General features: G+C 38.1%; 15 protein-coding genes. 8 read left to right on the forward strand and 7 right to left on the reverse strand.

Annotated features, from left to right (window positions below):
- Positions 1–3: 3 nt before the first annotated feature.
- Positions 4–1,407 (reverse strand): Ig-like domain-containing protein, encoded by a 1,404-nt coding sequence (locus DKG80_RS09020; RefSeq protein ID WP_109831007.1) that lies wholly within the window; start codon positions 1,405–1,407, stop codon positions 4–6.
- Positions 1,408–1,665: 258 nt separating this feature from the next.
- Between DKG80_RS09020 and corA the strand changes: the two genes are divergently transcribed.
- Positions 1,666–2,637, forward strand: coding sequence for a magnesium/cobalt transporter CorA (corA, locus tag DKG80_RS09025; protein WP_109831008.1), 972 nt, complete (start codon positions 1,666–1,668; stop codon positions 2,635–2,637).
- 3 nt (positions 2,638–2,640) lie between these two features.
- On the opposite strand, the gene DKG80_RS09030 is transcribed toward corA, so the two are convergent.
- Positions 2,641–3,435: an SGNH/GDSL hydrolase family protein gene (locus tag DKG80_RS09030; RefSeq protein ID WP_109831009.1), complete on the reverse strand. Its 795-nt coding sequence runs from the start codon at positions 3,433–3,435 to the stop codon at positions 2,641–2,643.
- Between the two features lie 191 nt (positions 3,436–3,626).
- Entirely contained in the window at positions 3,627–4,913 is a 1,287-nt protein-coding gene (locus DKG80_RS09035; protein ID WP_109831010.1) for an L-lactate MFS transporter, read from the reverse strand.
- 209 nt (positions 4,914–5,122) lie between these two features.
- Between DKG80_RS09035 and pflB the strand changes: the two genes are divergently transcribed.
- A complete protein-coding gene (pflB, locus tag DKG80_RS09045) occupies positions 5,123–7,453 on the forward strand; it encodes a formate C-acetyltransferase (RefSeq protein ID WP_394342226.1) in 2,331 nt (776 codons plus the stop codon).
- 197 nt (positions 7,454–7,650) lie between these two features.
- Positions 7,651–8,400 (forward strand): pyruvate formate-lyase-activating protein, encoded by a 750-nt coding sequence (gene pflA, locus DKG80_RS09050; protein ID WP_109831013.1) that lies wholly within the window; start codon positions 7,651–7,653, stop codon positions 8,398–8,400.
- Here pflA and DKG80_RS09055 read toward each other — a convergent pair whose 3' ends face one another.
- The 4 genes from DKG80_RS09055 to DKG80_RS09070 all read right to left on the reverse strand — a co-directional run bounded on the left by DKG80_RS09055 (position 8,401) and on the right by DKG80_RS09070 (position 16,639).
- Positions 8,401–9,627: a hypothetical protein gene (locus DKG80_RS09055; protein ID WP_162555774.1), complete on the reverse strand. Its 1,227-nt coding sequence runs from the start codon at positions 9,625–9,627 to the stop codon at positions 8,401–8,403.
- Entirely contained in the window at positions 9,611–11,971 is a 2,361-nt protein-coding gene (locus DKG80_RS09060; RefSeq protein ID WP_109831015.1) for a DUF2339 domain-containing protein, read from the reverse strand. The genes DKG80_RS09055 and DKG80_RS09060 overlap by 17 nt, the downstream gene beginning before the upstream one ends.
- A gap of 408 nt (positions 11,972–12,379) precedes the next feature.
- Entirely contained in the window at positions 12,380–15,442 is a 3,063-nt protein-coding gene (locus tag DKG80_RS09065) for a choice-of-anchor tandem repeat GloVer-containing protein (protein WP_109831016.1), read from the reverse strand.
- 396 nt (positions 15,443–15,838) lie between these two features.
- Positions 15,839–16,639: a helix-turn-helix domain-containing protein gene (locus DKG80_RS09070; protein ID WP_109831017.1), complete on the reverse strand. Its 801-nt coding sequence runs from the start codon at positions 16,637–16,639 to the stop codon at positions 15,839–15,841.
- 1,128 nt (positions 16,640–17,767) lie between these two features.
- On the opposite strand from DKG80_RS09070, the gene hemA reads away from it, so the two are divergent.
- The 5 genes from hemA to DKG80_RS09095 all read left to right on the forward strand — a co-directional run bounded on the left by hemA (position 17,768) and on the right by DKG80_RS09095 (position 22,279).
- Positions 17,768–19,024: a glutamyl-tRNA reductase gene (hemA, locus tag DKG80_RS09075; RefSeq protein ID WP_109831018.1), complete on the forward strand. Its 1,257-nt coding sequence runs from the start codon at positions 17,768–17,770 to the stop codon at positions 19,022–19,024.
- 12 nt (positions 19,025–19,036) lie between these two features.
- Positions 19,037–19,510 (forward strand): globin family protein, encoded by a 474-nt coding sequence (locus DKG80_RS09080; protein WP_245906983.1) that lies wholly within the window; start codon positions 19,037–19,039, stop codon positions 19,508–19,510.
- Positions 19,511–19,706: 196 nt separating this feature from the next.
- Positions 19,707–20,537 (forward strand): c-type heme family protein, encoded by an 831-nt coding sequence (locus DKG80_RS09085; protein ID WP_109831019.1) that lies wholly within the window; start codon positions 19,707–19,709, stop codon positions 20,535–20,537.
- Positions 20,538–20,708: 171 nt separating this feature from the next.
- Positions 20,709–21,185 (forward strand): hypothetical protein, encoded by a 477-nt coding sequence (locus DKG80_RS09090; protein ID WP_109831020.1) that lies wholly within the window; start codon positions 20,709–20,711, stop codon positions 21,183–21,185.
- 32 nt (positions 21,186–21,217) lie between these two features.
- Positions 21,218–22,279, forward strand: coding sequence for a ferredoxin--NADP reductase (locus DKG80_RS09095; RefSeq protein ID WP_109831021.1), 1,062 nt, complete (start codon positions 21,218–21,220; stop codon positions 22,277–22,279).
- Positions 22,280–22,388: the final 109 nt, after the last annotated feature.

Raw genomic sequence — 22,388 nt, forward strand, 5'->3', positions numbered from 1 at the left:
GGCTTATTCATTGTAAGGAGTCCAAGTCAAATCATCCAAGATTACCAAGCCACTTTTGGCTTCTGATGTGCTGACATTCTTTATAGCTAAATCAAAGTTGCCCTCTACATTGATGTCGTCTACTGAGAATACATAAGTTTCATTAGAAGTTTTCTTGATAGCTCCTACTACTTCTCCATTGATCAATAGTTGAATTTCTCGCTCTATCTTAGGATTCCATAGGTTCTTGACTTTGACATTAAAGCTCTTGATTCCATTAGGGATTTGAGAAGCCTGAAGTCCAGTGATGCCTTTATTGAATAGAATAGCACCATTGCCATTTATTTGAGAAGCCTCTTTTGCCTGCAATATCCACGCAAATCCGTTGTCACCAGAATATACTTTACTGGACATATCGATAGATTGAAAGTCATCAAAGGTTTCGATGTATTTTCCTACCTCCACCAGAGTCGAAGCTTGAATGGAATTGTTTTCTACAGAAGTCGCAGTTATGGTTGCTTTGCCATTCGATACCCCAGTAATTTTTCCCTTCTTATTCACTTTGACCACATCTTCATTACTCGATTTCCAAGTCAACGATTTATTCTTAGCAGTAGAAGGAATAACTTCAAAGTCGAGTGACTTGCTTTCACCTATTTTGCTCAAGAAAGTAGCACTTTTGTTGATTTTGATTTTACCAACAAGTTGAGCGTATTTTACTATGCCTCCAGGCCTGTATAGCGGGGGATTGACTTTGGCAAGATCTTCATTATTAGCCTTCAAGTCCAATTGAGGATCAAATAAAATGATATAATCGATGCTTGTACCTTGAGCTCGACCAGACATGGTAAATGTATATTGTTCACCCTTAGTCAAGTGATAAATCACTTGGGTTTTGACATGTTTCTGTTCACCAATATTCGATTCCAAGTAATAACAAGTGCCCCATTCTCGTACACCTCGTCCCCAAAACTTCCTATCCTGTTCTAGTACCTCCTTTGTGTATGCACAAGCAGAGGTATAGTTTCCTTCAAGTCTTACCCAAACATCATTTCGTTTATCATCATGCTCCTTGTCAGATAGAGGCTGGTACATCCTCATGGCCAAACGATAGTCTCCTGTTTGATGACATGTGAAGGTATACTGTAGAGGTGATTTAGCTGGCCCACTATTCATGTTGTTCCCAGTAAATTCTAGGTAATCACCACCGACAGGTTCGATTTCCTTACCCGCATAATATTTAGAGTCATCTTTTTTTCTAAGCACCCAAGGGTGATTCTCGTCGCTGCCAAGGTCAGAAAGCGTAATGTCAGCATCAAATACTATAAATCGATCCCCATATTCAATACCCGGAGTGTCTTGAGAGAGAGTTTGAAAATTGAAAAGAAGCAGGACAAACGATAATAGAGTAGATGAAAATCGTATCATGATTATTAGTCTTAGTTCTGAAGTGGATTAGACTGTAAATCAAGATAAGAGTAGGTATATGAGCAGGAAGATTATCTATTATTAATAGGGTGTATTTGATTTTTGAATTCAAAAAATACCTTGCTTAGATGTTTTTTAAAGAGAGTCTCAGGATGGAATTGAAAAATCAATTATACTTTGATTTGGGCTTTACAGTTATCTTGCAGAGCTTTCAAAAAAGAAGGTGATTTCGGAGCTATAGAATCATAAACTACACGAATGATTACTTTAACACAATACGACTCTAAGGAATACAGTTTTCAAGATCATATTTCGCCAGATGAAATCAAAGACCTAACACAGAATCCACAAGTGTCTTGGGTGGATATTGAAGGTTTTGATAATGAGGTGGTCAAAGCACTCACTGAAAATTACGGAATCCACCCTTTGATACTTGAAGATATACTTTCCGTCGAGCAGTTACCAAAATTCGAGTTGTTCAAAAACTATGTATTCTTTTCCGCCAACATGCTCACTCAGGCCGATGAAGGAAAGATAGTCGAAGAGAAGATTAGTATCGTATTAGGAGAGCACGTGTTAATTACATTTCAAGAAGGACTACCAGGAGATGTATTCGATGAACTAAGAAATAGAATAAGATATGCCAGAGGTCTAATCAGGGGAAATGCAGTAGATTATCTCTTTTATCAAATCCTCAATGCTGTTATTTCCAACTATACCAGAATATGCGAAAAGCTAAGGTCTACAATAGACGATATGGAAGACCGTTTGCTACAGAATACATCCTTTGATGTCATGAAAGAAGTTATCTCTGTCAAACGCGATGTCAACCTCATTAGAAGAATTACCATACCCCTATGGGAGGCCATCAATACCATGAAGGCAGAAGGAAAGCAGTTTTTACCAGCTAAAAATCAGCCATACTTGCATGATTTAGAAGACTCTGTGAAGTACATTCTATCCTTTTGTGATACTTCACGAGACATGTTGCGAGACTTGATGGACATGCACAATACCAATCAAAACAATGAAATGAATCAAATCATGAAAGCACTGACGATTCTTTCAGCCATTTTTATCCCTGTCACATTTATCGCAGGAGTATATGGAATGAATTTCGACGAGATGCCAGAGCTTCATTGGAGATATGGATACTTTACCATTCTAGCTACTATGTCCGTGACAGCTATAGCTATATATGCAGTGTTGAAGAAAAAAGGTTGGATGTAAAAGCTAGAAAGGGACAGTCTCAAGAACTTCATCTACCCAAAGTCCATATACATATCCATTAGGATGTAACCCATCACTTGTGAATTGGTCATCAGACATAATATTTGATACCGTAGTAATATTCACAAATTCAATTCCATTGGAAGAGCAAGTTTCTTTGATATGATTATTATAAGTCATTAACTCAGAGGTAATAGTAGATCCTCCAAATGATTGTCCCAAGCTAGTGACGCCATAGTCGGGTATCGACAGCACGAATACATTATCTTTATTATTTCCACTTAGCGTAATAGCTCTATCAAGAAGCTCCTGAAACTCATCCTCCATCAGAGAGAAGGATAAGCCTTGAAACTGATTATTGACACCAATGAGAAGTGATACATAAGTGAAAGTCGTATCGGAGAGGTCTTGTTCTTGATTCATTGCAAAAATGAGATCGCTTGTTGTCCAACCAGTTTGAGCCAGTATCTTGGTTTTGATCGTTGTATTCAGCTTGATTTCTAGATCAGAGGTAAGTTGGATTGGCCACCTTTCAGATTCAATTACTCCTTCACCTATTGTGTAAGAATCTCCCAGTGCTAAATAGGTAGTGATTTCATTACTCTCTGGATTAGCATTGTCGTCATCACTGGTTTCGCGTTCTTCGTCTGTATCAGGTTCCGTCTGTATGCTAGTATCGGTATAAGTAGAAGTACCGACAGGTGAGGAGTCAACATCAGAGTCACACCCTATCATCACGGCAAGTACGCAAAAGGCTAGAAGATTTGAAGATAGTCTGTATATCAATTCATCACTCATGATTAATAGGACGGGTATCGCTATTGTTGGGTTGTCAATAATAGATTGCCAATTAGGGAATTAGAGTATGCTTCACAGCACTACTTGGTTAAGGAAGCTAAAAACAAAAACGCCCATTCATCAACGACGAATGAGCGCTACTTTAATTCACAATTGTTATTAAGCCCTATGCAATAAGTATGAATGTTTCTTTAGCTGACCGCCAGCTTTGGGGTCCCAGTAGTGATTTTTCCTGATTCATTTTGTTTCTTGATCGCCTTGATATTGAACTGGATGACCACGGATACTGCCAAAGCAATTACAAACAGTCCAGCAAATATGTATAGTGTACCAGCATAGCTACCTGATGCCTCTCTAGCATATGCAGCCAATTGAGGTCCTACCAATCCAGCAGCAGCCCAAGCGGTCAAAATATTACCATGAATTGCTGATAAGTTTTTAGTACCAAAGACGTCACCTATATAAGCTGGAATCGAAGAAAAACCACCTCCATAGCATGTCAATATCAAGAATACGATGGCTTGGAATGCCAAGGCATTGGTGGTCTGAGGAAGCAAGAAGAATAGAATAATTTGGATCACAAAGAAGGCTGTATAAGTCATGGGGCGTCCTATGACATCAGAGAAACTTGCCCAGCCGATTCGGCCTAGTCCATTAAATAATCCCATTGCACCTACCATCGCTGCTGCTGCCATAGGTGTCAATCCAGCGATTTCTTGCGATAGTGGGGAGGCTACAGAGATCACAGCTATACCACAAGTAATATTGATGAACAGCATAGTCCATAGGAAATAGAACCTTGGCGTTCTCAGTGCCTCGATAGAAGTTAACTGAGCCAGATCAGTTTTGATCTTCTTTTTACCGCTATCTGTACCATTCTCTTCAAAGCCCTTAGGAACCCAGCCTTCTGGAGGTGGAGAAAGGTATTGTGCAGAACTCATCATGATTATAAAGTAAGATATTCCTAGTACCAAGAACATTGACGAAATACCAACTGTGCTAATCAGATATTGGATAATACTACTAGCTATCAGTGCACCAAAACCGAATCCCATGATAGCAAGTCCTGTCGCCAATCCTCGTCTGTCGGGGAACCATTTTACTAATGTAGAAACTGGACAGATATAGCCGACTCCGAGACCAATACCGCCGATTACACCATACCCAAGATAGAATACATAGACATTTTGTAGCATCACAGCTAATCCTGCTATGAGTAGACCTGTACCATAGAATGATGCCGAAAGCATACCACTTTTTCTAGGTCCCATTCTTTCGACTTTACGTCCCAAAAAGGCTGCCGACAATCCCAAGAATAATATAGCAATGCTAAATGCCCATGCCGTCTCTTTGAACTCCCAGCCTACTTCTTCCAAAAGGGGCTTTTTCAGTACGCTATATGCATAAACTGCTCCGATAGACATGTGAATGCCGACTGCCGATGCGGCGATGAGCCAACGGTTTTTTATTTTATTCATATCAGTATGGTTTGATATTTAATGATTGATTGAGTTCAGAAAAACTGGCGTCATCAGCGAGTACAATCTGGCAATCTGCTAGTGTCGAAGTGTCCAAATTACAGCTTGCGTTAGTCGTGCCTCCTTCGCTATGATCTCTTTTTGAATCATTGTCGAAGCAGTTCTCATTCCGATCCCAAAAGACTCGTAAAACCATAAAAGTGAGAATGATGCCAATCATGATTCACTATGATACCCGTCCTACAGATCGTCGTGATGCTAGACGAATTTGCAATCAGAAATCAAAATTATTTGACAACATGATTACTGATATTGAAAACGACGTAGAACCTTTCGTCGCAGGTGTTTGGAATGACACCATAGACGTTAGAGATTTTGTAATGAAGAACATGACTCCATATGACGGGGACGCATCGTTTCTTCAACCAGCCACTGAAGACACTGAGCTTCTTTTTGACATCTGTAAGCAGGCCGTTAAAGAAGAATTGGCCAACAATGGTGTAAGGTCCATCGATCCATCCACTATATCACGAATCAACTCACATGCTGCTGGCTACATCAGCGAACCACATGAAAAAATTGTAGGTCTACAAACAGACGAATTGCTGAAAAGAGCAATTAAACCATACGGAGGACCGAGAGTAGTAGAGAAAGCATGTAATGAACACGGAATAGAGCTAGATCCTAAGGTGAAAGAGATATTCCAATATACTAAATCTCACAACGATGGAGTCTTCTCAGCTTATACTTCTGAGATTAGAAAATACAGATCATTAGGTTTTCTTACAGGACTTCCTGATAACTATGCCAGAGGTAGAATCATTGGAGACTATAGAAGATTAGCGCTGTATGGTGCGGATAAATTGATCGAGTTTAAGAAGGCTGATCTTGAAAACATGGATAGCCCTATGGACGATTACAAGATTCGCCTAAGAGAAGAAATCTCTGATCAAATTATCGCACTAAAAGAAATGATCAATCTTGGTGAGCGATATGGTCTTGATCTAAAGCGTCCTGCTGCAAACGCCAGAGAGGCCGTGCAGTGGGTATACATGGCTTACTTAGCCGCAGTAAAGGAGCAAGATGGTGCTGCCATGTCTCTAGGTAATACTTCGACTTTCTTGGATATTTACATCGAGAGAGATATCAAAGCTGGTATTATTACAGAGTCTGAGGCTCAAGAGTACATTGATCAGCTAGTGATGAAACTAAGAATGGTTCGTCACTTGAGAATGGCTGCTTATGAAGAGATATTCGCTGGTGATCCTACTTGGGTGACTGAAGCCATAGGCGGAATGGATCACTGTGGAGGACACAAAGTCACCAAAACTTCATTCAGATACTTACAGACTTTATACAACTTAGGGCCATCTCCAGAGCCAAACTTGACGGTTCTTTGGTCACCAAGCTTACCCGAAGGATTTAAGAAGTTTTGTGCTAAGGTCTCGGTCGACACTTCTTCTATTCAGTATGAGAATGATGATCTAATGAGAAAAGTTCGTGGATCAGATGACTATGGTATCGCTTGCTGTGTATCTTATCAGGAAATAGGTAAGCAAATACAATTCTTCGGAGCGAGATGCAATCTGGCTAAGACTCTGCTGTTAGCCATCAATGCGGGTAAATGTGAAAACACAGGTACTGAAGTTGTAGCAGGTATTCCTGCGTTGAAAAACGAAGTCTTGGATTTCGAAGAAGTCATGGGCAACTTCAAAATAGCAATGAAGGAAATTGCAAGAGTGTACGTAGACTCGATGAATATCATTCATTTCATGCATGATAAATACTACTATGAAAGAGCTCAGTTGGCGCTGGTAGATACAGATCCCAAAATCAACGTTGCCTATGGCATAGCAGGGCTGTCTATTGTAGCAGATTCACTATCTGCCATCAAGCATGCTAAAGTGACTCCAATACGAAATGAAGATGGATTGGCTGTAGACTTTAAGATAGAAGGGGAGTTCCCATGCTATGGAAATGATGACGATCGAGTAGATGAATTAGCTACTGGTATCACTTCTCATTTCAATGACCAGTTAGCAGAGTATCCTACTTATAAAAATGCTGAACCAACCATGTCAGTATTGACCATCACATCTAATGTGTCATACGGTAAGAAAACGGGTGCTACTCCAGATGGTAGAGCTAAAGGCGTAGCATTTGCACCAGGAGCTAACCCTATGCACGGACGTGATACTCACGGTGCGATTGCTTCTCTGAACTCTGTGGCTAAGTTGAAATATGAATCTGCGCAGGATGGTATCTCAAATACAATGTCTCTGATACCAAAAACACTCGGAAACGATGATCAGACTCGTGTCAATAACTTAACGGCAGTCATGGATGGATACTTCACTAGAGGAGCACATCACTTGAATGTCAATGTGCTAAGTCGAGAGACACTTTACAAAGCAATGGAGCATCCAGAGGAATATCCACAGTTGACCATCCGAGTTTCAGGCTATGCTGTGAACTTTGTAAGACTGACCAGAGACCAGCAGTTAGAAGTTATTTCTAGAAGCTTCTTTGACAAGATGTGATGTAGAAAATTCCTAGTCGCTTTTCTGTACCAAAAGCGATTTCAAATTAATATCAGTAGTAATCAAGGGCTGGTGAGCGGACGGCTTGTCAGCCTTTTTTAATTACCTAGTAATTAGTCGAAAGTCCATCGATAAAAACTTATAGACCAAAGCAAGATCACTATCGACTATCAATCATCAACTATTCCCCAATCAACATGCAAACATTACAAGACACAAAGACACTCAATGTACACAGTATTGAGTCTTTCGGTACCTATGATGGGCCAGGGATTCGGATGGTAGTCTTTCTTCAAGGTTGTGAATTTCGATGCCTCTATTGTGGTAATGCAGATACATTCGACTGTGATGCAGGAGATAAAACACACATTGATGATCTCTTCAAAGAAGCTACTCACATGAAATCCTATTTCTCTAATGGAGGAGGAATCACTTTTTCAGGAGGTGAACCATGTCTACAAGCCAAAAAACTTATTCCTCTCATGAAGAGACTCAAAGAGGAGGGGATGCACATTTGTCTTGATACTAACGGGCATATTCTCAATCATTACGTAGAAGAAATGCTACAGTACGTTGACTTAGTGCTCTTAGATGTCAAGCACATTGATTCTGATCAGCATGAGAAGATTACAGGCAGAACCAATGAAAATACGTTGAAGTTTGCGGAATACTTGGAAGCCAATCAAAAGCAATTTTGGTTGAGATATGTATTAGTACCAGACTTGTCAGACCAACTAGAAGCGCTTCATAGACTGGGGCAGCATTTTCAAGACTATACACAGCTTCAAAAAGTAGAGATACAGCCATATCACAAGCTCGGTGTACACAAATGGGAACTCATGGGAATGGAGTATCAATTACCCAACACTCCACAAAATACCCCTGAGCAAATAGCTTTCGCCAAGGATATATACGAACAGTATTTTAGGGATGTGGTGGTGAATTAATTAGCCTTTATTCTTAGCATTCAACTCATTAATCATCTTTATAGAGACTCTAATCAAAACTCCGCCAACTAATAATATGATAGCCCAAATGAGATAAACCTGATTCTTGTTGTCACTGTCAGTAGATTGAGGTTTTGGATTATTATTTAGAGTTAGCTCCCCGTGAACAAGAGTACTGATAGGCTTAGGTAGGTTATTTTTAAATTGCTCGATATCATACTGAGGCTTGTACAATTCGTTGTTTCCTACTTTGATGGAATAGGATGATCGCGGATCAAGTTTCACAATAAGGAATTGCTTGAAATAAGAAGCATCTATACCTGTAATGGATAGCGGTTGGTTATCCTTGTTGTAAACCCTAATTCTTAAGTTTTTGGTTTTGATAGCCCCGATGTTGAATTCATTTTTTTTATCAGATGACACCGTACTATTTACAATAGTACTAAAGTATGATTCTGAAGTCGACACTAATTGTTCAGCAGAAATAGATACGTCTCTTTGGTAAAATTCAGGCCCATCTATCTTTAAACGTAGATTCTCAAAATAAACGGTGTCATCGAATGATACATTAAAATAAGAAGACTTAAGCGAGTCTTTGCTATTGACTACTTTCTCAGAAATGAATGATACCTCTCCATCTCTTTCAAAACTTTCATAAAAACCTATTTTCTGAATATCAATTGGAAGACTATTTTCATCATCTATTTCAAGCTTGAAATATTTGTAGTTACTGAGTGGGAAGCTAATTGTATATAGTTGTGTAGTTGAATAGCGGTTTTTTAGATTATTCAGCCAATAATCGTTTTTGATGACATACCAATCCGACTGGTTATCACTTCCACTTAATCTAGCCCGTTTCTTTACATCAGTGTTTCTGACTTTGAAGCTGATTTTGTCAATTTTATTCTTCCCCTTGTTGAGTACTATGTATTGGCTACTTACCTCAGGAGTATTTTTTTTACTAATTATTTTATACTCTATAAATCTCGAATCGCTCACCTTATTGGATTCTCGATCCCTGACAAAGGGAATCTCCTCTCCACCTTCTTTATAAATTCTTACATCCGAAAGCATTTCGCTACTGATACCAATTAATTCAGGTGATAGTTCGATTTTATAATAACCGGTCGAATCTACAGATGGAATATCTGCACTATATCTGAATGATTGAGCATAAGATATGGCACTTATAGATAGGAGAACAGAAAGATTAATTATTGTCTTCATCATCTGTTATTAGGAATTTAAGTTTTTGATATAAAAATGATACTGTCAAAAGAATGGCTCCAAGGAAAATAAATGAAATGATTTTTCCTGTAGAATTCCCATTGAGATCAAAGAAGAAAAGTTTCAATGTAGTAATGCCAAACAATACAAGTGAAGCTATACGCAATGCCTTGAGTTTATATTTCATACCTACAATAATCAATGCCGTAGCTATTATTCCCCAGACGACAGGGAATACCGATCTCATAATGGTATCAAACACCAGGTATTCTTCATTACCAGAGTTTTGCTGTGTAATCATTGCTAAATGTGTGATTTCTGCAGTTCCGATCAATACTGCTAGAAAAGACAAGATGTAAAGGTATTTTGCTCCGTTTTTAGAAGATAATTTGTAGGCCTTGTGTACTTCTTGCGTAATGAATACTACCAAATAAATAACTGACGCAAGTAAAACATAATGCCAGTAGAAACCTGTGGCTATGTCCTGATTTAGCAAATTAAAGTCTCTTGAGGCAATAGTTCTTTCCAGATAGTAAGTAGGATACAATAGTATTCCGACGATGGCTGCGATACCTGCGGAATTGCGACTCACCAGTTTGTCAGATTTTTTATGGACTAGTATAATTGCAGTAATGAATGCATAATTATACACACCAAGCAATATTGAGGCTAATGTTTCTGAAAATCCGAATGCTTTAAATTGATAATCAAACTCTAAAAGAAATCCGAAATAAAATATAACAACTGCTGCAATCCTGTTTATAATGGATTTCCATGTGAGAGGATAGCCCTTTAATTCGGTTTCAAAATCTTTATTAGATATAGAAACACCAATGATCAATGAGGCCAAGCAAACTAGAGTAGTCAAGAAGCCTTTGTTAATGACTGGAGCTAACTCATTGTAATCCGATATATCTATGTAATAGATGTTCCAGTCCATGAGTAAACTAATGGCCATAAGGATGGATATGATTATAGACGATACTCTTATCAGTTTAATACCAGACTTCTCTGACAGCCAAAGTAAGAGACAAGATTCAACAGCCCAGAAAAGAGTAATGTAGTTACCTTCCAATTGTATAGGAGCAATCAAACTCACAAAGGAAAGAACAAGCCCGATCAACATAAATACCAAGTTTCGATCTACATCCTTGCGTGAATAGAGCCTGTAAGCAAATCCAAAGTTGAGAATCGCTAGTAGAAGAGTAAAAAGTCCATTGTACATTCCATGTTGTAGACCATTTAATATTTGAATTCCAAACCCGAAATAAAAAGCAGTATTGGCAAACAGCATGCTGATTTCAGGGAATTTGAAAGTTTTTTTGTTTCGGACATTGTAAACAATGCTCATCAAAAAGAAGATGATGTAGTAACAAGTAAGGTTAGCAAACATCGTAATTCGAAGCTCTTCCTCATTACCCAAAAACTTTGAATAGAAGACTCCGATGAATAGAATAAAAGTAAAACAAAAAGCAATGTAATTAATGATATTCCATTTCTTGAAATACACTAAGATTAGCATTCCGATATCTAAAATCAAAATGTAAGCAAAAAACGCACTAATATTTCCAGACCCATTACTCACAAAGAAAGGAGTTCCAAACCCTCCAATAATGGCTAACACAGCCAATGTAGATCGATTATAAGCTAATGAAAGTAGCACCCCAAATGAGGTGATGAATACCATGATAAGGAATGCAGCAGTTTGATTGATTAGATGATACTGGTGAAAGGCTAGCGCTATACTAAAATAAAGTACGGCTAATGCTCCTCCTATGAGAACAGAACTGAATTTGGCAAAAGATTTACGCATATAGTGGGCCAGGGTAATCATCCCTCCACCAATAGCTACACCGATGGCTACTCTCATTCCTTCAGTGATCACGTTACTATCTATTCCTAGTTTCACTAGGAACCCCATGCCAATTACGAAGATTACTATTCCGATTTTACTCAGTAGATTTTCTCCTATGAATTTTTCAAGATCTGGATTCTTAGCTAAGAACTTACTCCAAGAAAAATTAAAACCTAGACTTGGATTAGAAACTGCAGGCTTTCTTTTCTTAGGTACAGCTTTTTGAGGGGTAGATTTAGCTTCTTGTATTTCTACAGCTTTTGGTTCAAGAGCAGGCGAAACGATTTCTGGTATAGGTTTTTGTTCTGTTTTTTGATGCTCTATCTCGGTCTGTTTCGAGCTTTCAGAGCTAGAAGAGACGTTGATTTCTTTTGTAGACTTCTGAGTTTTTAAGTCGGAGAGTTCACTAGAAATTTTCCTTATTTTATTCTTTAAGTCACCTACTAGAATCAAGATGACAACCAATAATAGGATAATAATAAAATCCATGATGCGACTACATTGTTATGTTAACTGATTTGGTTGGCTCATCAAGCTAACCACAAAATCATTGTAATGATAATGACTTTCAATCCTCAAGTGTAGACACTACTGTACATAGCTCCTAATTATACACTGAAAAAACAAATAGTACTTGATAGATTAGATTATTGAAATAACTCTCTGAGCACTAGGTAGTGCGTAGCTGAATACAAAATAAGAAATACGTAAATTGAAGCTAATCTTGATTTTATACACAAATGAGCAACAGTTTGTAGCTCAGTGAATTCAAAAAGAACCCGCAATCAAGAAAGGAAAATGAGCGATCTGTTTCATTAAGATTATTCTTGACGAAACAGATCGCTGTAATTGATATAAAGATACTTTAAACCATCTCTGGTTTGAATGAGCAACTAACTATTCTTTGATCAGTCGAGTATATCTGCCATCATGCATAATCAGGTAGACACCATTAGATAAGGCACTGATATCTATCGTCTTTTTATAAGTTGACAATTGTACCACTCCATCTAGACTTAGTATTTTGATTAATTGATGGCTCGTACTTTTGATAGTTATATGACCAGAAGCAGGATTAGGATATACTATGAAATCATTTCCTTCCTCATCCTTAACGGATAGTACATCATTTTCATCTGATGAAATAGGTTCAGGGTTGGGTTCTGGCTCTGGAGTTGGTTCCGGATCAGGTTCCGGACTTGGCTCTGGTTCAGGCTCGGGTGTCGGTTCAGGTTTTGGACTTGGTTTAGGTTTCGGTTCAGGGGTAGGTGTTGGTTTAGGGTTTGGAGATAGTTGAATGGTTACATTCTGAGTTTGTGAGGATCTGTTACCATGATTGTCATCAAAAGTCCAGTTAATCTTAACGCTTTCTGTGATCGGGAATTCTATATCGTGAGTGACCGTGATATTGGAACTACAATCATCAGTAGCAGTCGGTATAGTTATGTCCGACTCTAATACGTCAGTACCTGATACTATTTGAGGTAACTCTTTTAGTGTAGGAACTGGTGCTTTCACATCATCAAACGTTATGGACTGAGTTGCTTGGATGTTATACCCGGACACATCGTTATAAGTCCAAATAATATCCTTACTAACCCCTTCTTCAAAAATCCATTCATTAGCTTCAGGATTGGTCAACTTTCCTAAGCAGTCATCATTCAGTGTTGGGCCTTCGAAATTACAATCTACAGTTTGATCAGGTAGACTACGCATATCGAGCTCAGGTTCACACTTTATGACTCTAAGCAAGGTTCCTAACGAGTTTACACTATTGGGGTATTTATTTTCTTTAAAATCATGAACTTTAGTGAGGCTATTGTCAGAGGTATTAAATCTAAATATTACTCCAGAATCATAAGCACCTCCTCTTTTGGTCATGCCATATAGGATACCTTCTTGATCTTCTTGTAATTTTCCATTGGGACCTTCTCCATTGACTCCATTAAAGTCATAGAGTTTAGTATACTTATGATTGACTGGATTATAGCTAAATATGACTCCTTTATCTTTGCTTCCGCCTCTCATTGTGGTACCGTATAACTTTCCATCTTTAGCTTTGAGCAATGTAGTGACAGGAGTATTTTCGCCATCATCCTTATGGCTAAATTCATGACGCTTGATTAGTTCATTTGTCATTGGGTTGAAGCTGAACAAATCGGCGAATACAGCTGTTGTTCCATATAACAAATGATCATCCCCTTCTACCAAGGCACTTAATCCTACAGAACTTCTTATTGTATTGAAGTCGGCTAACTTGCTATAGCCTGCTCCATTGAGGTCATAACTATATATAACACCCATCTCAATTTCACCTCCGCGAGTTGTAGTTCCATAAAGCTTACCATCACTTGCCTTAATAAGAGAACCAACGGGCACTTCCCCAATAGACTTATCAAAATGGTGAAGAACAGTATAGCTATTGTCGTTCAAATTATATTCGAAAATTACTCCTCCTCCTTCTTCTCTATCACTATTGTTTCCATTGCCTCCAGTTCTGGTAATACCATACAGAGAGCCATTATTCCCTTCTAATAGTGATCCACTAGGAAGTTTTCCTGTTTTAGACTCAAAATCATAAAGCTTTGTATAGCTATTGTCGGAAGGGTTAATTCTAAAGATTACACCACAATGATTCGCTCCGCCATTACTTGTTACCCCATAGAGCATACCATCTTTTGCTTGGATTAAATATCCTGTAGGGCCATTACCCCAAGGGCTAGATAGTTTATACAAGGATGTGTAATGCGAAGTAGATGGATCATAGCTGTAAATCATTCCGAAACCCGATTCGTCACTTTTAGAGGTGATTGCATATAGCTTGCCATTTTTACCTTTAGTGAAAGAGCCTTGAGACAATTCTCGTTCTGAAAGAAAAGAATATTCGACTTTAAATTTGGCTTCGTTCAGGTCATAGCTAAACAAAACACCTCTGTATCCCCGTTTATAAGTTGATCCGTTTGAAGTAAGGCCATATAATTTGCCATTGGCTCTTTCTATCAAAGACCCAATAGGAGTCTTTCCATTAACATATCTTTCAAAGTGATGTATAGCTGTGAAAATTTCTGAAGAAAGGTCGTATTTGAATAATACACCATCTCCATTTTCGCCTCCAGCGTAGGCCGCTCCGTATAGATTCCCATCAGTCGCCAATGTAAGTGCTCCTGTCGGATTACTACCGTCTGTTTCATTTAGATCATGAAGTTTTGTGTAGGTGCCATCAGATATTTTTAAACTGAATATTACCCCATTATCAGAGTTGCCACCAGAAAATGTCGTTCCATATAGTAAACCGTCACTTCCTTCTATTAATGCTCCAGATGGGTCTTCACCATCCTTGCCTGTAAGTCTATATAGTTGAGTAAGGGATTTAGTCGTAGGGTCAAAGCTGAAAATGGATCCTTGGCTAAAAGCATCTACATAGTAAGACTGGGTAGTGCCATACAGCTTTCTATCTCTTCCTTCTAGCAATGTTCCCGCAGGGTAGGGTATGTCAACAGTACAGTGGTATAGCACTTGATAAATATTTTCTTCTGTATCATATGAGAAAATAACACCTGCACCATGGGCTCCCCCTCTAGAAGTAACACCGTATAGCAATCCATCACTAGCATAAGTCAAAGAACCGTAGGGCTCCTGGCCATCTGACCCATTAAAACTATAGAGTACTTCGTACTTTGAGTCAGTCTCATTGTAGCTAAAGATGACTCCTTTGTTCGAGCTACCACCTTGTCTCGTCATCCCGTAGAATATACCTTCGCTGACCTCAGTCAAACTGCTCGATGAACTATTTCCTTCATTAGGTATATTTATGATGTGTTGGAAATCCTTTTTAGTATCGAGCTTGAATACTGCTCCTTGGGTATAACCTGAATGGAAAGTTCCCCATAGTTCAGTCACTTGGGCATTAAGCCCATATGCTAGTATGGTTAAAGCTGCTAAAAGTATTATTTTCTTCATTTAACTAGATCTTTAAATCGTTGTGAAAGTGTTAGAGGGATATAGAGGATCAAGTTTATCTGTATCAGCGTCATTGTAATGACTGTATTGGCATTTAGTTCTTTATATAAGAACAGATCACTTCATACTTTTTTACTGCCAAGTTTGAAGTAATTGAGAATTTTAAAGGGCTTTATTCTTATATAGTTTTAGCCCTGTTTTTACGTTTATGTAGGTTATAGCTCAGTGTCATTTTTGATTTTTTATTTGTGTAAAAATCTTTTTAGTAAAAGATGGCTAAGCTTTGATGATCAGATACTTTATGTTGTATGCTAATCGTCAAAATTTATCTCCATTATTAAATCGACACAAAGCTATACTATGGATTCGCCAAAAAATTGTAGATTTCTTACAGGTCTAAAAAAGTAAGGAGAAATTAGAGAAAGAAGAGGAAGAATAGATCTGACTTTGCTTAATAGTCTGGGTATACTCTTTTGGTGTGAAGCCAACAAAATGCTTGAATTCCTTAACAAAATGAGGTTGGTCGTAGTACCCTGAATGATGGCCTATATCAGTAAGGTTATTGCAAGTATGAAAAATGTGATAATTAGCCACTCTAAACTTGCAGAGTCTAAAGAACTTTATAGGACTCGTATTTAGTTTGTCTTTAATCAAACGATAAAGTGACATGTAGCTTATTTTTCTATCGTCACAAAAAGTTTCTAGTGTAGACTCTGTAGGAGTGTTAAGCACGTAATGATAGAGGTCTTTTATTATGCTTATTTTTTCTGCTCTTCCCTGAGAGAAATTCGTTTCTAGATAATCATAAACTTGGGATGAGGATACCTCTAGATATTTAGGGTCGTCGCAGTTCATTTGATCAGGAAAAAAATCAAGGACCGATCTGTAGTTTTTGATGTTAAACCTCCAAAATGGGTAATAGCAAGATGCAAAGAATCTAATAATTAGCATTTCAGTGCCTTTTAACATCTTATAGTTGGAAGAAGATAGACTTACATTTTGAATAATCGGTTTGTCGAAAAAATGATCATCGCAGTAGAATCCCAATTTATTCAAAGGGATAATCCACGCATGAAAAGGTAAAGGAGCAATGAGCAAGCTATTAACATCGTAATTCTTTACTTGTACAAGCGTAAAACGTTCTATGTATCTATTGAACTTTTTAGGTTTCAGGTGCTTGATGATCATGTTTTCCATAGCTGCTGATTTAGGGTTTAGTTATTAGCCGACCTTCTGTATTAGAAATCCTAATTAATCTAAAATCGCTTTGAATAAGAATAGTGACTTCAGCATACTAACTACAGTATGCTAAAACCACCAATGGTTTCCGCTTCATTGCTTATTAGATATTCAAAAAGAAAATCTAATCCAGAATTTGGGTTTAATGAAATTGATCGCGTGATGGGGAGAGGAAAAACTCACGCTGGTTAACTAAGACTGCAAACATGCAATCTTGTGATGAGAAAAAGAAAGCGATATCTATCAAATTTTAGAATTTCAGTGAGAGTCTATAAGTTGAAAAATGAGCTAATAAAGTATGTTGATACTGCAATTAGATAATTATTGAATTGTAAGTAGTAAAGCAAATGGTTGTGTTAACCCGATTTATGTTTTGAAACTTTGTAATGAATGTAATTTATGCGTGCTATCAAGGGGTCGCATATATGCGAGGTGTTTAGGGTACGCATATATGCGAGGTCAATAGGGGTCGCATAATTTAAAAAGCTCAAATTTATTTTATGCGCACTGTGAAGGGGTCGCATATATGCGAGGTAGGTAGGGGTCGCATATTTTTTTCTGATGGATAGTGTGCCATAAAACGATTTACACTTTTTACTTTTTGTTCGGAGGTTTTATTTAGGTAAATGATTATTCATCTTTAGACCTACTTAGGTGTCGTAACTATATAGTGACCATTCAACAATACTGAATAAAGGAGTTTATTTAGTGTATGTAGAAGAAGAATCACTTCTCAGAAGTGATATGAGCTATTATCAACTAATACTGTCATTAGTAGTCGAGTGTTTGATTATGAATTTAGTACTGAATATGGAATTTTCTTGAGTTTGATATTGTTTATTTAGAATAATTCTATGAAACTTCTAAAACTGCCTTCATTTTATTAAATCAATCATAATAACATATTTCTATGTTTTATAACATATTTTGTTATGTTTGAAAAACAACTATCTCTCTGAAAAATACTCTATTTCTTAGGTGGTAGGTAATCTACTTTTGTATTGCACCCATAGATAACTGTTTGAATAAAAGCTAGTAAGAGGACTCTCTTATTGGTTTGTTACTAAATCAAAAACGCAGTAATCAATGGAGAAAAAATTCAGAGCAATTTCGATTACTCATGAGCTGGCAGGAGTAAGTATCCGCGAAAAGTTCAGCTTATCAGCAATAGAAGTTGAAGGTTTATACATTAAACTAAGCGAAGTACTCAGTATCAATGAGTCAATGATCTTGGTCACATGTAATCGTGCAGAAATTTATTATTTCCACGAGAATGATCTCAATGAAGCTCTGATCAAGCTTTGGGCTAGTTTCAAAGCACTCTCAGCAAAAGATTTTCGTTCATCTTTTTATACATATTACGATAGAGATGCCATAGAGCACCTCTATCGTGTGTCTATAGGTCTCAAATCTCAAATCCTTGGTGATATTCAAATCTTTGGGCAGGTAAAACAAGCCTATCAATCATCATTAGATGCGGGAATGGCGGCTACCTTACTCAATAGGCTTATGCACAAGGTGTTTTTCTGTCATAAAGCCGTCAACCAAGAAACTGCCTTTAAAAGTGGTGCAGCCTCAGTGTCGTATAATGCAGTTAACGTACTAGAAAAGGATGATTTGGCCCCACTGGATGCTAAAATACTAGTGGTAGGTGCAGGACAAATGGGCAGTGATATTTGCCGTCACTTACACAAAAAGGGATACTCAAACATATTCATTACTAACAGAACTATGTCTAAGGCTGAAAAGCTAGCGGAGGAGTGTGATATGTCTGTAATTCCATTCGATATGCACAGGTCTATGATAGACGAGTTTGATGTGGTCTATTCGACTGTGACATGCGAATCCCCAGTATACTACCCATCACATTTTGAAGATACTGCAGTGAAGGCAGTAATAGACGTATCATCACCTAGGTCAGTAGATCCAAAAGTCGAACAATTAGAAATAGCTCTCTACAACGTAGACAAACTAGGAAAACTGATCGATCATGTAATGAGAAGACGAGAAGAAGAAATTCCTAAAGTTGAAGAATTGATCCGAGAGTCTATTTCTGAATATATGACATGGACAGAAGATTTAATATTCAGTGATAGTGTCAAAAGGTTTAAGACTACTCTTGAAGAATTGAGGACACAGACGATGGCATCTATGCTGAAGAAAATGAATGAGGAGGAAAAAGGTTTGGTAGAAGAAGTGACCAAAAGGATGCTACAGAAAATTGTAGACCTCCCTGTAATGAGTATGAAAACCGCTTGTCTAAGAGATCAAGAACCATCCGAGCTCAGTGAAACCCTCAATGAGCTTTTTAATATCGAATATAAAAAACAAGTTAAATCATAAATCAAAATTGAAATGAGTCTATTGAGTTCACTATTCGGAAAGAAAAAAGAGAAAGTAGAAGAAGGTCCAATCACTGCCAAGCAAAAAGAATTGGTACAAAGTACGTTTGCCTTAGTAGCACCTATTGCGCCTCAGGCTGCAGAGATTTTTTATAATAAGTTGTTTGAGTTGGATCCTGAATTGAAACCACTTTTCAAAGGTGATATCAAGGAGCAGGGTAACAAGCTGATGACCATGTTAGCTGCTGCTGTCAAAGGGCTTGATGATTTAGGAGCTTTGGTTCCAGTGGTTCAAGATCTAGGAAAGAGACACGTAGGATATGGGGTGACTGATTCGATGTACGACACAGTTGCTGCTGCTCTATTAGCTACTTTAGAAGGCGGTCTTGGAGATGCGTGGAATGACGAAGTAAAAGATGCTTGGGTAGCTGTATATACTGTATTGGCTACTACAATGAAAGATGCAGCTGCTACTGTAGAGGCGTAATGAACTGAGTCTACGACTCAGAAAGATCTTGTGAATAGTGGACGAGCTGAGTATTCATCTTTTCACTATTCACTTATAGGATAACTAACACAACTAAGCCAAAAACATTTATGGAAAGGAAGGCCTTTACCTTACCTATGATATCAGGAACACCGCTCCATAATACTATTGTTCAAATTCTAACAAACACTGTACTATGCAAACTAAACATGCAAAATTCATCATTACCTCGGTAATTTACGCTGTTATGATGGTCGCGTTGCTTCAAGCGTGTGCCCCTTTACCAGAAGAGACTTCAGAGGCAGCTGCACCTGGTAAGTCTTATTCAATCAACGAAGCCTTCGAAATCGTAGCGAAAGAAAATGACGTTGCAAGAACGTTATATACTAAAGCCATCGTCGGAGCGGGAAAGAAAAACGGTCTTAAGTTTCATGAAGACTGGGAAAAAGACGAAATGGAAGCAGGTCCATTACCTGCATTGTTCTTAAGAGGAATTGCAGGTGATATCCGTAAGAAAGGTGAAGTTCCGTTAGGTCTATACCTAGGATCAGATTTCCCTATTAGAAAATCAAATAAGTTCACAGGTAAGCAAGCAGAACTATTCGCTGAGATGAGAAAAGATTCTCTACCTAAGTTCTTCTATGATGAAGAAGCTCAGTTATATACAGCGATGTTCCCTGATTTTGCCTCAGCTGCTCCATGTGTAAATTGTCACAATGATCACCCAGAGACTATGAAAACTGATTGGGTATTAGGAGATATTCAAGGTGCTACCACATGGACTTATCCGTCTGATTCAGTTTCATTCGAAGAACTACAAGGTATGATCATGGCCTATAGAGATGGAGCTGCGGCTACATTAGATACATATATCGGTAAGTCTAAGTCATTTACTGAAGGTGGTGTGCCAGCAGTGGGAGAGTTTCCTGCTAAGGCTGGATACTCTATCCCTGCACCGGAGGTGTTCTTAGATAGTGTGAATGAACTAGCTGCAGAGCAGACATTGAAAGGAATCTTGAAGATCTAAAGTTTTGATTTAGTAACAGGCGTGCGCTCGCGAGAGGGTACGCCTAATTTACACACGTTGTGTACTTCAAAACTCTGATAGGTTCGTGGTCTTTTGACCTTATTTATTGGCTTTATAAATCAAAACTCTAAAGTCTAATGACTCATGTTGTTGGGCTGCTAAATCGGCAAAATGGGAAAGTATAAGTTTTTAATCATTGGCTTTGTGTTATTTGCTGCTTACGTCCTACAGGAGGTATTGGACTTAAGATGGTTAATGTTGCATGAGCTACAGGAAGATCAGATGTACAGACGATGGTCCGGTCTAGGGCTTTCTATTGTCATCTTGTTTCAATGGCTGCTAAGTCTAGTAAGGGTAGTGCCAAAATGGGAGGAGCTGTCATATATTTTTAAGAATATTCACAATTGGTTGGGAGCCTTTACACCACTACTTTTTTATATCCATTCTATGGAACTGGGGTATGCTTACCTATTTCTATTGAGTATTACTTTTTTTGGTAATTTCCTTCTAGGGTTAGTCAATCTGGACTTGCTTCAAAGTACCTCTCAATTAGTATTCAAAGGCTGGATGATCCTGCACGTAGCTTTTTCATTCTTCGTGACGTTCGTGACAGTTTACCATGTATGGGTAGTCTTCTACTACGAATAATTCAATTCTATTACTGCTAAATCAAAAACTAAATGGAAAGAGTATCAACACTGAAAGTCGTAGACGTCATCAAAGAGACCGAAGACGCTGTCAGTATACATTTTAAACAACCGTTTTTCGGTAAACTGAAATACATATCAGGTCAGTTTCTAACCATCCTTGTAGATGTAGAGGGTGAAGTAGAGCGCCGATGTTATTCTCTGAATAGTGCTCCTAAGGTCGATAAAACCATCAGTATTACCGTTAAAAGAATTAAAGACGGAAAAGTATCAAATCACGTATTTAATACCGTCAAAGTTGGGGACAAGATGAAAGTCTTACACCCTATGGGAGAATTTAAATTGGCTCCCGACCCTAAAATCAAAAGACATGTTGTGTTGTTCGGCGCAGGGAGTGGCATCACCCCATTGATGTCCATTCTCAAGTCGATCATTTACAAGGAACCTAAAAGTACGGTATCACTTTTCTATGGAAATAGAGACGTAGAGTCAATTATTTTTAATGAAGAGTTGAATGCGATCGCTGAGGAATATAAAGAAAGACTTAATCTCATTCATATTCTAGAAGAGCCTGGAGACTTTGAAGACTGCTACAAAGGTCGAGTGGAAAGATCTCAAGTGCCTGAGCTTTTAAATAAAGTTCCAAAGTTCCCATTTGGACAAACTGAGTGCTTCATCTGTGGACCATCAGGTATGATGGTAGAGGCGGAAGAAGGTTTGAAAATGGCAGGAGTGCCTGAAGAAAATATCAATATAGAAAAATTCTCTGCTCCACCAGTGCCGTCTGCTCAAGAGATGCAGGCAGTAGGTGCGTTTTTGGAGAATCGAGAAGTCGTCATTGAATTGAAAGGAAAGAAATACCCAGTTCCCGTCAAAGCAAACAAATATATACTTGACGCTGCATTGGATGAGAAAATCAAGCTTCCCTACGTCTGTATGGACGGTATCTGTGGAAGCTGCAAAGCAGAGAAAGTATCAGGGGAGGTATTCATGAGAAAGGGACACGTCTTGACAAAAAAAGAGGTGGAAAACAATATCATACTTCCATGTATTTGTAAACCCATTACAAATGGAGTGGTGATAAAGTATGCTTGAGTAATAAGCCTTAAAAACAGACGCGTCACTTTGGGTGATAGCGAAAGTCTACCAAAAGAAAAAGATGTTTCGCTATCACTCTAGATGACAGACTTCAAAGAAAATTAGT

This window comes from Reichenbachiella versicolor (genome assembly GCF_003171675.1).
Classification (GTDB): Bacteria; Bacteroidota; Bacteroidia; order Cytophagales; family Cyclobacteriaceae; genus Reichenbachiella; species Reichenbachiella versicolor.